Origin of the sequence: Micromonospora sp. NPDC050276 (assembly GCF_044459545.1) — a bacterium.
Taxonomy (GTDB): domain Bacteria; phylum Actinomycetota; class Actinomycetes; order Mycobacteriales; family Micromonosporaceae; genus Micromonospora.
In genome coordinates this window covers 548,390-560,894 of sequence record NZ_JBITJA010000001.1, presented here as the reverse complement: position 1 = coordinate 560,894, position 12,505 = coordinate 548,390, and the positions used below count along the sequence as shown (strand labels likewise).

The 12,505-nt window shown below is 71.2% G+C and carries 10 protein-coding genes and 1 pseudogene; 5 read left to right on the top strand and 6 right to left on the bottom strand.

What is annotated here, in order from left to right; translation table 11 throughout:
• From ACIBF8_RS02620 to ACIBF8_RS02600, 5 genes are all read right to left on the bottom strand, one after another.
• Positions 1 to 1,461, bottom strand: coding sequence for a magnesium chelatase (locus tag ACIBF8_RS02620; protein ID WP_396780558.1), 1,461 nt, complete (start codon positions 1,459 to 1,461; stop codon positions 1 to 3).
• A 242-nt stretch (positions 1,462 to 1,703) separates the two neighbouring features.
• On the bottom strand, positions 1,704 to 2,354 hold the full coding sequence (locus ACIBF8_RS02615; protein ID WP_396780557.1) for a response regulator transcription factor: 651 nt from the start codon (positions 2,352 to 2,354) through the stop codon (positions 1,704 to 1,706).
• Complete coding sequence (locus ACIBF8_RS02610; RefSeq protein WP_396780556.1) at positions 2,351 to 3,595, bottom strand: sensor histidine kinase; 1,245 nt, start codon at positions 3,593 to 3,595, stop codon at positions 2,351 to 2,353. Before ACIBF8_RS02610 ends, ACIBF8_RS02615 begins: the two co-directional genes overlap by 4 nt.
• Positions 3,596 to 3,650: 55 nt before the next feature.
• On the bottom strand, positions 3,651 to 4,148 hold the full coding sequence (locus ACIBF8_RS02605; RefSeq protein ID WP_396780555.1) for a hemerythrin domain-containing protein: 498 nt from the start codon (positions 4,146 to 4,148) through the stop codon (positions 3,651 to 3,653).
• 5 nt (positions 4,149 to 4,153) lie between these two features.
• Positions 4,154 to 5,134, bottom strand: a complete 981-nt coding sequence (locus tag ACIBF8_RS02600) for an aldo/keto reductase (RefSeq protein WP_396780554.1) — start codon at positions 5,132 to 5,134, stop codon at positions 4,154 to 4,156.
• A 70-nt stretch (positions 5,135 to 5,204) separates the two neighbouring features.
• On the opposite strand from ACIBF8_RS02600, the pseudogene mgrA reads away from it, so the two are divergent.
• Positions 5,205 to 6,199 (top strand): annotated as a pseudogene (gene mgrA, locus ACIBF8_RS02595) (L-glyceraldehyde 3-phosphate reductase).
• A gap of 27 nt (positions 6,200 to 6,226) precedes the next feature.
• Here mgrA and ACIBF8_RS02590 read toward each other — a convergent pair.
• A complete protein-coding gene (locus ACIBF8_RS02590) occupies positions 6,227 to 7,147 on the bottom strand; it encodes a lytic polysaccharide monooxygenase (RefSeq protein WP_396780553.1) in 921 nt (306 codons plus the stop codon).
• A 124-nt stretch (positions 7,148 to 7,271) separates the two neighbouring features.
• Between ACIBF8_RS02590 and ACIBF8_RS02585 the strand changes: the two genes are divergently transcribed.
• From ACIBF8_RS02585 to ACIBF8_RS02570, 4 genes are all read left to right on the top strand, one after another.
• Positions 7,272 to 7,394, top strand: a complete 123-nt coding sequence (locus ACIBF8_RS02585) for a 50S ribosomal protein L36 (RefSeq protein ID WP_030490864.1) — start codon at positions 7,272 to 7,274, stop codon at positions 7,392 to 7,394.
• Positions 7,395 to 8,208: 814 nt separating this feature from the next.
• Positions 8,209 to 9,957 carry a carbamoyltransferase N-terminal domain-containing protein gene (locus ACIBF8_RS02580; RefSeq protein WP_396780552.1) on the top strand — a complete coding sequence of 583 codons (1,749 nt, stop codon included), beginning with the start codon at positions 8,209 to 8,211 and terminating at the stop codon, positions 9,955 to 9,957.
• Positions 9,947 to 11,272, top strand: coding sequence for an MFS transporter (locus ACIBF8_RS02575; protein ID WP_396780551.1), 1,326 nt, complete (start codon positions 9,947 to 9,949; stop codon positions 11,270 to 11,272). The genes ACIBF8_RS02580 and ACIBF8_RS02575 overlap by 11 nt, the downstream gene beginning before the upstream one ends.
• Positions 11,262 to 12,482 (top strand): hypothetical protein, encoded by a 1,221-nt coding sequence (locus ACIBF8_RS02570; RefSeq protein ID WP_396780550.1) that lies wholly within the window; start codon positions 11,262 to 11,264, stop codon positions 12,480 to 12,482. The genes ACIBF8_RS02575 and ACIBF8_RS02570 overlap by 11 nt, the downstream gene beginning before the upstream one ends.
• The last annotated feature ends 23 nt before the right edge of the window (positions 12,483 to 12,505 follow it).

Genomic DNA, 12,505 nt, shown 5'->3' with positions numbered 1-12,505 from the left:
TCAGCCCCGGCCGCCGTAGACGGTGCGCCCCGAGTCGGTGACGTCCTTGCCGAGCCGTCGGGTCAGGTGCAGCCCTTCCAGCACGAACTCGACGGCGGCGGCGGCCTCCTCCGAGGTGGGCGCATCGCCCAGGCCGAGCCGGTCGAGGACCTTCGCCAACCCGGGCACGGTGCCGACCTGGCGCAGCAGCTCGGCGGCGCTGACCAACTCGCCGGTTTCGATCGCGGTGCCGTCCTCCACCAGGGCGGTGAACCCGGACAGGTCCAGCCCGGCGAGGTGGGCCCGGAACGTCTCGGCGGTCGCGGTACGCAGCAGATGCGCGAGGATCTCGGTCTCCCGGCCCTCCTCGCCGCTCTCGAACTCGACCTTGCCGCGCAGGGTGCTGGTCACCGACACCGCGTCGCCGACGCGGGCGACGGCGGCCTCGGGGCGTCCCTCCGGAGTGCCGGAGGCGGCGAGCAGGCCGGCGCGACGCAGCGCGGCACCGGCTACCGTCTCGGCGGCGGCGATGGCGAATCGGGCGGAGACACCGGAGCGCGGGTCCACCGACGGCGACTCCCGAACGGCGCGGGCGAACCGGGCCAGCACCTCCAGCACGTGCTCCGGCACGTCGGCGACCAGGTCGGCCTCCTGGCGGATCAGCGCCAGCTCCAGCTCCAGGTCGACCGGGTAGTGGGTGCGGATCTCCGCACCGAACCGGTCTTTCAGGGGAGTGATGATCCGGCCCCGGTTGGTGTAGTCCTCCGGGTTGGCGCTGGCCACCAGCAGCAGGTCCAGCGGAAGCCGCAGCTGGTAGCCGCGCACCTGGATGTCCCGCTCCTCCAACACGTTGAGCAGCGCCACCTGGATGCGCTCGGCCAGGTCGGGCAGCTCGTTGACGGCGAAGATGCCCCGGTTGGTGCGCGGCACCAACCCGAAGTGGATGGTCTCCGGGTCGCCGAGGGTACGACCCTGGGCGATCCGGATCGGGTCGACGTCACCGATCAGGTCGCCGACGCTGGTGTCCGGGGTGGCCAACTTCTCGCCGTAGCGCATCGAGCGGTGCAGCCAGCCAACGGGCAACTGGTCGCCGGCCTCGGCGACCTGGGCGCGAGACGCCGGGGTGAGCGGGTGCAGGGGGTGCTCGTTGAGCACCGAGCCGGGCAGAACGGGGGTCCACTCGTCGAGCAACGCGCCCAGCGAACGGATCAGCCGGGTCTTGCCCTGGCCGCGCTCGCCGAGCAGCACCATGTCGTGCCCGGCGAGCAGCGCCCGCTCGACCTCGGGCAGCACGGTGTCGTCGTAGCCGACGATGCCGGGGAAACGGGTCTCGCCGGAGCGCATCCGGGCGAAGAGGTTGTCACGAAGTTCCTGCTTGACGGTGCGGTACTGGTGACCGGCCGCCCGTAGCGCGCCGAGCGTGCCGGGCAGGTCGGCCGGTGGAACCGGGATTACCGGGGTAGGCGCAGTCACCCGACCCACGCTAGCTCACATTCGCGGGGGTGCCCCGAGCATCAGGGGAGCACCCCCGCTACCCCCTCAGGCCCGGTCGCACCGCCGGCAGGCACCCCGGCGGTACGGCGCTGCCAGGCGAGCATGGCCCCGGCCAGCAGCAGCCCGCCGGCCAGCGCCGCGAACCGGGCGAACAGCTCTCAGCCTCGACCGGCATCCGGTCGATTCCCTCCCGGGCGGCGGTGAACCGGTTCCCCCGAACGCGGGACCGGTCAGCCGGACGGGGTGACGAAGCCGGACTCGTAGGCGGCGATGACCGCCTGCGTACGGTCGCGGACGCCCAGCTTGGCCAGCACATTGCCGACGTGCGTCTTCACCGTCTCCACCCCGACGACCAGGTGCGCGGCGATCTCCGGGTTGGATCGGCCGGTGGTCATCAACCGCAGCACCTCGGCCTCCCGTTCGGTGAGCCGGGCGGTGCGCAGCTGGTCACCGCCGGCCGGCCCGTACGCCCCGACGAGCTGGCGGATCGCGGCCGGGAAGAGCAGCGACTCGCCCGCCGCGACCACCCGGACCGCCTCCACCACCTCGGCGGGCCGGGCCCGTTTGAGCAGGAAGCCGGAGGCGCCGGCGCGCAGCGCCTCGTAGACGTACTCGTCGTTGGCGAACGTGGTGACCACCAGCACCCGGGGCGGGTCGGCGGAGGTGGCCAGCAGGTGCCGGGTGGCCTGGATGCCGTCGATGCCGGGCATCCGCACGTCCATCAGCACCACGTCGGGCCGGTGCCGGGCGACCAGTGGCGGCACCTCGGCCCCGTCGGCGGCCTCGGCGAGCACGCTCAGGTCGGGCTGGGCGTCGATGATGGCCCGCAGCCCGACCCGGATCAGCTCGTCGTCGTCGACGATGAGCACGCCGGTGGTCATCGTGTCTCCTGATAGGGCAGGCGGGCTCGGATCAGCCAGCGGTCGCCGTCCGGGCCCATGGTGAGTCGTCCGCCGAGCAGCAGCACCCGCTCCCGCATGCCGTCCAGACCTCGACCGCCCCGCCCCAGCCGAGCCCGGTCGGGGTGGCGCACCGCGTTGATCAGCTCCAGTTCCAGCGCGTCCGGGTGCAGGTCCAGGCGTACCGTCACCGGCCCGTGGCCGTGCCGGGCCGCGTTGGTGAGTCCTTCCTGGACGATCCGGTAGCCCTCCCGGGACACCGCCGCCGGCACCCGCGCCGGGTCACCGGCGCGATGCGCCCGCACCGCCAGGCCGGCCGCGCGGGCGTCGGTGACCAACCGGTCCAGGTCGGCGAGGGTACGCTGCGGCGCCACCACGGGCACAGAGCGCCCGTTCTCCCGGAGCAGCCCGAGCACGTGGTCGAGGTCGTCCATCGCGGTCCGCCCGACGTCCTCGATCGCGGTGAGCGCCCGCCGGACGAACTCCGGGTCGGTGTCGAGGACCTCGCGGGCCGCCCCGGCCTGGAGGGTGGCCACGGTCAGCGCGTGGCCGACCGAATCGTGCAGCTCCCGGGCCAGCCGGTTGCGTTCGGCGAGCCGGGTGGCCTGTGCCTCGAGGGTGGCGATCCGTTCCGCCTGGGCCGGACCGAGCAGCACCGGCGCCATCGACCCGGCGAGCGCGCCGAGCCCGGCGACGGCGTAGCCGAGGCCGACCAGCAGGAGCACCCCGGTCAGGGTCAGCCAACCGCTGTCCCGCCCGTCCAACGGTCCGAAGCGTTCTTGGCTGGTCAGCTCGGCGCCGATGCCGAATTGCTGGGCGATGAACGCCAACGCCATCGGTACGGCGCTGATCAGCGCGATCATCACCAGGGCGCCGACGATGAGGTGGGTGGCGATCCAGAGCGCGCTGCGCAGCCGGGTCTCCCGGTCGCCGTGGTGCCCCGGCGCGGGTTCGGGCAGGTCCACACCGAGCAGCGCCCGAACCGCGGCGATCTCCAAGGCCCGGCTGCCGTCCAGCAGTAACGGGACCACGGCGATCAACAGGGCGACGACCAGCAGGACGTAGACCAGTGGGCGCGGGATCGTCGAGTCGGCGAGCAGTTGGGCGAAGGTCACCGCGAGGAGCCCGTACGGCAGCGCCAGCACCCCGCCGAGCAGCAGGAACACGCCGCGTCGCCAGGTGCTGCCGGCGACCAGCGGGGCCAGTGCCGCGCGGAGGGTCACCCCGTCATTCTGCTGCCGTGACCGGTCCCGGCGGCTCCCCCGTGCCGGGGAGATCTCAGCGGTGGTCGGCGACGTACTGCTGCGGGTCCTTGTCGCGGAACGGGAGGTTGCGACCGTTCTTGTGTTCGCCGTAAAAGGTCAGCCAGCGTTGACCCAGCTCGGCGCGGAGTTCGGTGCTGGCGTGCCGGCGGAAGTCGGGCAGCGCCTCGTCCTCCTCTTCGGCCAGGTGCTCGCTGTTCTCCCGGCGAGCCGTGCCGACCGCCGCCCACCACTGATCCGACCCGACCGGGTGCAGCTTCGCCTCGGCGATGGCGTCGCGGATCTTGTTGTGGTCGCCGATCGCGTCGGCGGTCTCGTCCTCGCCGTCGTCGCCGTGCTTCACCAGGTGCGGGTAGAGGATCGCCTCCTCCGCCTCGGCGTGAATGTCCAGGTGCAGGGCGAGGGCGTCCCAGATGGCGAGCATCTCCTGCTCGTCACGGGCGTCGTCGAGACGGGCGAAGCCGCGCCGGAAGGCGGCGTGGTCGTCCAGGATCAGTGCGGTGATGTCGTCCACAGTGCTCACTTTCCCGTTGGGCTGGCGAACCGGGCACGCAGCATGGCGGGCATCGCGGCGAGTCCGGTGATCGGGCGGAAGCGTTTCGCGGCCTCGGCCAGTGCGGCGTACTCGTCGTCGGCGAGGTCGATGTCCGCCGCGGCGGCGTTGCGTTCCATCTGCTCGACCCCGGACGCGCCGGGGATGGCGAGCACGTTCGGGTGGCGCAGCAGGTAGGCCAGCGCGATCTGGCTGGGGGTGGCGTCATGGGCGTCGGCGACCTGGCGCAGGGTGTCGATCAGCGCGGTGCCCCGTTCCAGGTTTTCCGGCAGGAAGTACGGGTTGGCGCGCCGGACCGCGCCAGTGGGCGGGTGCTTCGCGTCGTAGCGGCCGGAGAGGAAGCCCTGCGCCAGCGGGCTGTACGCGATGACCACCCGACCGGCCTGCCGCGCGTACGGCAGCAGGTCCTGCTCGGGGGCCCGGTCGAGCATGCTGTAGCGGACCTGGTTGCTGATCACCCGCCGGCCGAGAGCTGCTTCGGCGACCTGCCAGCGGCGCAGCCCGTAGTTGCTCACGCCGACCTCGCCGACGAGCCCGACGTCCTGCAGGGTCCGCATGCCGCGCATGGTGGTGTGGTCGGCGACGAGCGGGTTGGGCTGGTGCACCTGGTAGAGGTCGATGCTGGTGACGCCGAGCCGGGCCGCCGAGGCGACCGCCCGCTGTTGCACCACCGCGGCCACCGGCAGCACGGGCAGGATCTTGCTGGCGACCACCACCTTGGGCCGGTCGTCGCCGAGGGCCGCGCCGAGGATGCGTTCGCTGCGCCCGAAGCCGTAGATCTCCGCGCTGTCGAAGACCGTCACGCCCAGCTCGACGGCCCGCCGGACGATCTGCGCCGCCTGCCGCTCGAAGTCCGGGCCGTATCCCCATTCCCGGGAGCCGAACTGCCAGGTGCCCAACCCGATCTTGGACAGCGGTTTGGGGGTGTCGAGCGCAATGAAACGCATGGCGTCGAAACTACCCCGATGTCCCGGTTTCCACGCCCGATCCGCGCCACGCTGGGCCGGAGCTAGGCTCATGATCGTGACCTACCTCGCCGCGGATGACCGCTACGACACCATGACCTATCGGCGCAGCGGACGCAGTGGCCTGCGGCTGCCCGCCGTCTCGCTCGGGCTGTGGCACAACTTCGGTCCGGACCGCCCGTTCGAACGGCAGCGCGACATCGTGCGCCGCGCCTTCGACCTGGGTGTCACCCACTTCGACCTGGCCAACAACTACGGCCCACCACCCGGTTCGGCGGAGGAGAACTTCGGCCGGATGCTCGCCACCGACCTGAAGCCGTACCGGGACGAGTTGATCATCTCCAGCAAGGCCGGGTACCTGATGTGGCCCGGCCCGTACGGCGAGTGGGGTTCGCGCAAGAACCTGATCTCGTCGCTGGACCAGTCGCTGGGCCGGATGGGGTTGGACTACGTCGACATCTTCTACTCGCACCGGTTCGACCCGGACACCCCGCTGGAGGAGACGATGGGGGCGCTCGACGCCATCGTCCGCTCCGGCAAGGCGCTCTACGTCGGCATCTCGAACTACAACTCGGAGCAGACCACGCGGGCGGCCGCGATCCTGCGCGAGCTGGGCACGCCGCTGCTGATCAACCAGCCGTCGTATTGATGCTCAACCGGTGGACCGAGTCCGACGGCCTGCTCGACACGCTCGAGCAGGTCGGCGCGGGCTGCATCGCGTACAGCCCGTTGGCCCAGGGCCTGCTGACCGACCGCTACCTGGGTGGCATCCCGGCCGACTCGCGGGTCCGGACCAGCGTCTTCCTCAACGAGAGCGACCTCAGCGAGGAGAAGATGGCAACCATCCGTGGGCTCGGCACGGTCGCCGAGGGGCGTGGCCAGTCGCTGGCCCAACTCGCGCTGGCCTGGGCGCTGCGCGACCCGCGAATGACCAGCCTGATCATCGGGGCGAGCAGCGTGGAGCAGTTGGAGACGAACATCGCCGCGCTGGACAACCTCGACTTCAGCGCCGAGGAGTTGGCCGAGATCGAGCGACACCTGGGCTGACCGCCGCCGGGCCCCGGGCGGGTCGGGTCACCAGATCCGGCGCCGCCCGGCCCGGTGGTTGCGGACCTCGCACTGCCGGCCCACCGGTGCGACAGCGCTGCGGCGTCGACGTCCGGCACCGACCAGCAGCACCAGGACCAGCACGACGGCCGCGCCGGCCAGCACCGGCCACCGGCCGCCGAGGTCGGTCACCGACGCCACCGGCACGCCGGGGTCGGCCGCCGTCGCCAGCGCCGGCTCGGTGGCGGCCGGCCCACTCACGGCGGTACGCGGAGCCGCCGCCGCGCTCTTCGTGGCGGCGGCCTTCGCCGGGGTCGCGGTGGCCTTGGCACCCCGGAACACCACGTCCGAGCAGGAGTAGTAGGTGTCCGGGGTGTTGGAGTTCTGCCAGATCGTGTAAATCAGGTGTCGGCCGCTGCGCCCCGCCGGCAGCCGGCCCGCCAACTGGTACGCCCCGGCCCGCACCGGCGGATCGGTCAGCGTCAGAAACGGGCGCGACTCCAGATCCGCCCAGGTCAGCTTCTTGCGGGGGTCGTAGTCCGGGGTGGTGACGTAGAGCCGGAAGGTGCCCCGGTGCTCGATGGTGGTCCGGTACCGGAAGGTGAACTTCGCGCCGGTGGTCAGCTCGGTGCTCGGCCAGTCGGTGCGGGGCAGGTCCAGCCCCCGGTACGCGGACAGCCCGCCACTGCACAACTCACCGTCCGGGATCCGCTCCCGGTCTCGCCCGTTGATCGCGGCGACGCGTACATTGTCCCATTCGCGGACCGCCGCGCCGGCCTGGATCGCCGCCCGGCAGGCGCTGGTGGCCGCGTACCGGCCCTCGGGCCCGCAGGCCGCCGCGCGGCTGACCGGGTCGGTCGGGGCACCGTGGGCAGCGGCGGGGGTTGCGGCCAGCGGCACGGTCGCGGCAGCGACCAGCACCGTGGCAAGGAGCCGACGTACGGGCATGAGGATGACCTCCGCCCACTGGTACGGCCGAAAGGCGGCAAAGGTTCGACGCCGGCCGGGCGGGAATCCGGCGGGTGGGCGCGGCGTTTCGATACTCGGAACCGCTTGCACCGAGGAGGCAGAGATGAAGGTACGTAGCTCGTTGCGTGCACTGAAGCAGAAGCCGGGTTCGGTGGTGGTCCGCCGTCGCGGCCGGGTGGTCGTGGTGAACCGCGCCAACCCGCAGTGGAAGAGCCGCCAGGGCTGATCAAGCCCTTAACGGACATAGAGTCGCCAACGCCCTGACCGGGTCATCCGGTCAGGGCGTTTTCGCGTGCCCGTCGGTGGCCATCGGGCCAAGTTAGGGGACGGACCGAACGCCAGGGCAATGGAAAGTAAACCCCGGTCGAGTGCTACACCTCAGCGACTTGTCAGCTTGCACCCGCAGGTCGCGCAGGCCCGATGACTGACCGCTCAATCACGCTCATTCATTGTCGCCGCAACGGCCCGATGAACCGCCTGGGCAATTGCCAGATCGGAGAATTTGGCTCTCGCGACGCGCTCGGCGCGACGTAATTCCGAGCCGAGCCGGAGCGGATGCGTCGATTGCAGGATATCGCATATCCATCGCTCAAGATCCGCTTCGCTGACCGGGAGGCTCCCGGGCCGCGCCGCACCCCTGGTCGAAGATAGACGCCAACTGGCCTCATCGCCACTCATTAATCCCCCATGCACCTGACAGCCATGCGGAGCTGCCGAAACGTCACACAGGACGGCGCCTCGGCGATCCAGCTCGACACCAACCCTGGCAGCCGACCTCGCGGCGTTACCAACTCGTAACGCTCGAATTTCAGATGACGGAAAATCCATATCCCAGTACGCCGATAGGCATTGCGGTATCTCGGAGAGGTCCTGGACAACCCCTTCCTGGCATTACATCAAGGACCCGTCACATCGAAGGGCGCCACTCCACCGGGCGCGGTCGACGGGTGCCTTGCGCGGCGACGGCATTGACCGAGGGTTGACTTGCCAGCGGAACATCGATAGGACTTTGAGGTCGCCGAAAACGGGGAGAGACATCTATGCGTATTACGTGCGGAGTAAAGCTCACACAGAGCGGCGGCGTCGCTCTCTTCCAGGACGACGTGTTGGAGTTCAACGTCGAGGCGCAAAAGCTGGAGAACAACCGCCGATACAGCGACGTGGACGATCTCACGCTGATCGCTCGCATCCTGGGCGACTTCGGGTACAAGGTCTCCGACGTCGACCAGTGGGCACTGGACGGCTGGGACGGCGCGATTCACGGGCAAGCCCACCGACTCAACAACGGCAGCCCGGTCGACGTCCTGCTGGCGCCCTACCGGGAGACCGAGCGGGTGCCCGATCCGGCCCAGCCGGGCCACCGTGGCGAGTTGCCCATCGGCGACGCCACCGTGCCGTACGTCAGTCACGTGCACGTGGCCAGCCACCTCGCCGCCGCGTACAGCACCAGCCCCTTCGCCCGACGGGGCGAACCCAGCCTCGTCCTGGTCTGGGACGGTGGTTGCTTCCCCCGGCTCTACTCGGTGGACAAGGACGGCCGCATCGAGCCCGGCGGCGAGGTCTTCCCGCTGATCGGGCACTTCTACTCGATGGCCTCGCAGCACTTCGGGCCGTACCGCCGGGACAAGCTGTCCCGCAACGTAGACGACCTCTCCGTGGCCGGGAAGCTGATGGCTTACATCGCCCTCGGCACCGCCCGGGAGCCGGTCAAGCAGGTCCTCGGAGAGCTGTTCCACGAGCACTTCGAGGCCAACACCCCGGCAGTCCGCAAGTACCGGGAGGAGATCATCGGCTGCGGCAGCACCGGCGAGCCCTCCCACGCCTACGTGCACGCCTACCTGGAAGACGTCCGTCGGCGCACCGACCAACTGGGCGTCTCCGACGACGATGTGCTCGCCAGCGTGCACGAGTTCATCGAGGAGTTGCTGGTCGAGCGGCTCGTGGCCAAGGCCGAGTCCTGGAAGGGCGACGGTCCATGGAACCTCTGCTTCGCCGGCGGCTGCGCGCTCAACATCAAATGGAACAGCGCCATGCGGGCGCACAAGGCCATCCGCGAGATGTGGGTGCCGCCCTTCCCGGACGACTCGGGTTCGGCCGTCGGCACCGGCGCCATCCTGGTCAGTGGTGAGCAGCGGTTGACGCCGATCTCGTGGAACGTCTTCACCGGCCCCGACCTGGTGCACAACTCACACGTCCCGGCGGGCTGGACGGTGGCGCCGTGTCGGCCGGAGGAACTGGCCCGGCTGCTGCACCGCACCGGCAAGCCGGTGGTGGTCCTCCACGGCCGCGCCGAGCTGGGCCCTCGCGCGCTCGGCGCGCGCAGCATCCTCGCCCCGGCGGTGGACCCGGCGATGAAGGACGAGCTCAACCGGATGAAGCGTCGGGAGAGCTTCCGACCGGTCGCACCGATTTGCCTGACCGATCACGCTCCGACGGTCTTCGACCCGGGCACCCCCGACCCGTACATGCTCTTCGACCACCGGGTGCGCCCCGACTGGGTCGACCGGATCCCGGCGGCGATCCACCTCGACGGCACCGCCCGGTTGCAGACGGTCAGCGCCGAGGACAACCCGATGCTCGCGGCCCTCCTGCGCGAGTACCACAAGTGGAGCGGGATCCCGGTGCTCTGCAACACCAGCGCGAACTACAACGGCCGCAGCTTCTTCCCCGACGTGGTGTCGGCCATGGAGTGGGGCCAGGTCGACCTCATCTGGAGCGAGAACGCGCTGTACCGCAGGGTCACCTCATCGGACGCGTCAACGAGCGTCACCGGCACCGGTGTCAGCTGATCTCCGGCGCCGGCCGGAAGGTACGGACGTCGGCGCTCCACCGCGCCCGCCGCTGCGGGAGCCGGCGTTCCGTACCCTCTGGCTGGGCGACCTGGCCGCCCGGTCGGCGCATCAGATCACCGCCTTCGGGCTGCCCCTGCTGGTCGTGACGCTGCTCGCCGGCAGCGGCACCCAGGTGGGGTTGATCGGCGCGGCCCAATTCGTGCCGGTGCTGGCGTTCTCCCTGCTGGTGGGGACCTGGACCGCCCGTGCCTCGTTGCGCTGGATCCTGGTCACCGGCAACGCGGCGCGCGGCGTCGTGCTGTTCGGCATCGGGGCCCTGGCCGCGACCGACCGGCTGGTCTTCGCGGCGCTGCTGGTGGGCGCGTTCCTCATCGGCTCGGCAGCGGTGCTGCACGACATCGGGTCCCAGGTCACCGCGCCCCGCTTGCTGGACGGCGACCGGCTGGTCGCCGGCAACGGCCTGTTGCAGGCGACCACCTCGGTGACCCAGATGGCCGGGCCGGCGGCGGCGGGGTTTCTCGTCCAGGCCACCGGTGCCTCCTGGGCCGCGGTGGTCACCGGGGCACTGTTCTGCGCGGCGGCGATGGCGATGGCGGCCCTGCCGGCTCGCGCCCTGCGGCCGGCGACCGACCGGGGCGACGCACCCACGATCCGGGCCGGGCTGGCCTACGTCTGGCGGACCCGACCGATCCGGGACCTGTGCGTGCAGTCGGCCCTCTTCAATCTGCACGAGCAGGCCTTCGCGACGGTCTTCCTGGTGTACGGGGTTCGGACCCTCGGGCTCTCCGGTGGCCTGATCGGGCTGGTCATCGGGCTCGGCAGCGTCGGCGCGCTCGTCGGCTCCCTCGTCGCCGGACGGATCGGGGCCCGACTGCACCTCGGACGGGCTCTGACCATCTCGATCACGGTCGCCGCGCTCGGGCTGCTGCTGGTGCCCGGGATCGCCGTCACCGGCACAGCGACCGTGCTGCTCGGTGCGGGTTTCGTGATCAACGGGGCGGCTCTGGCGGTCTACAACGTCCTGGCGGTCACCGTACGCCAGCAGGTTCCACCTCCCGTCCTGCTCGGCGCGGTGACCGCGAGCTACCGCATCGCCGCCTTCGGCTCGCTGCCGGTCGGGGCGTTGCTCGGTGGCGTGTTGGCCGACCTGGCCGGGCCGACTGCGGCGGTCTGGGCGGTGGCGGTCTCGCTCACCGTCTCCTCGCTGCTGCTGTACGCCTCTCCGCTGCGTACGGCGGCCCAGATCGCCGAGGTGCAAGCCATTGCGGCCCCGACGACTCGAAAGGAACGGTCCACCCGTCATGGCGACTGAGGTGACCGACGGCATCGGCACCGTCGACGAGGAGACCTGGGCCCGGCTGACCGCCGACGCCGAACCCGACGCCGCCCGCGGCTACCTGCTGTTCCGGGAACGGCTGGAGCCGGGCGACGCGCTGGTGGTCATCGCCGCCGACGAGCAGGGGCCGGTGGCGGGGATCCACGCGGTGACCGCCGTGGCCGGGACGGGCCTGTTCAGTCACCCGTGGAAACTCCTCACCGACGAACAGTTCCTCCGGCTCACCCCGGACGACGACGCGACCCAAATCCGCGCCGAGCACCGCGCGCTGATCGGTGCGCTCGGCCCGGACGCACCGGAGTCGGGCGATCTCGCGGACTGGCTCACCACCGCCGTCGGGGAGCCCCTGGTCGTCCGGACCTACGACCGCAGCCCGCTGTTCACCGCCGGCGACGTCGACAGCGCCCGGCAGCGACAGGCCGGTCGGGAGGTCGTGGCCACCCTGCAGGATCTGGTTCGGCAGGGTCGGGCGGGGGCGGTGGTCCTCCCGTACGTGGCCGCCGACGACGAGTTGCTGCGGGACCTGCTGGTGGCCGCCGGCTTCGTCCGGGGCTCGGTCACCGCCGCGTCCGCGCTGCACCTGGCGGGCTACCCCACCTACCAGGCGTTCCTGGATGGGCAGAACGCCGAGACACGTCGCAACTACCGGCTGGCCGAGCGCGAGGTGACCCGGGCCGGGCTCCGGGTCCGCGAAGTGCCGCTGGCCGAGCATGTCGACCGAGTCGTGGACCTGGAGGCGCGCACCGGCGAGCGCAACGGCTCGGCACCGAACCGACCCCAGCTACGGGCGGCCCGCGCGTACCTGGCGGAGGTGCTCCCCGGGGCGATCCGGGTGGCCGTGGCGGGCCGTTCCGACGCCGAAGTCCTCGCGTGCACCGTGCAGATGTACGGCCGGCACGGCTGCTGCACCCTCGGCTACGGCAGCGACTACGACGTCACCGGTACGAGCGTCGCCTACCACCATCTGGTGTTCGGCCAGCCGGTCGAGTCGTGCATCCGGGCCGGCGTACCCCGGTACCGCCTCGGGTTCGAGGCGTTCGCTCCGAAGTTCCGCCGGGGCGCCCGGGTCTCCAAACGGGAGTTGTGGCTGTGGACGCCCGATGAGCGGCGGCGGGAGTCGTTCGCCCGGCTCCTTGGATTCCTCGACGAACGCACCACCGGCCACCTGGCTGCCTACGTCCGCTGATCCCCTCCAATCCGCGTCGCAAC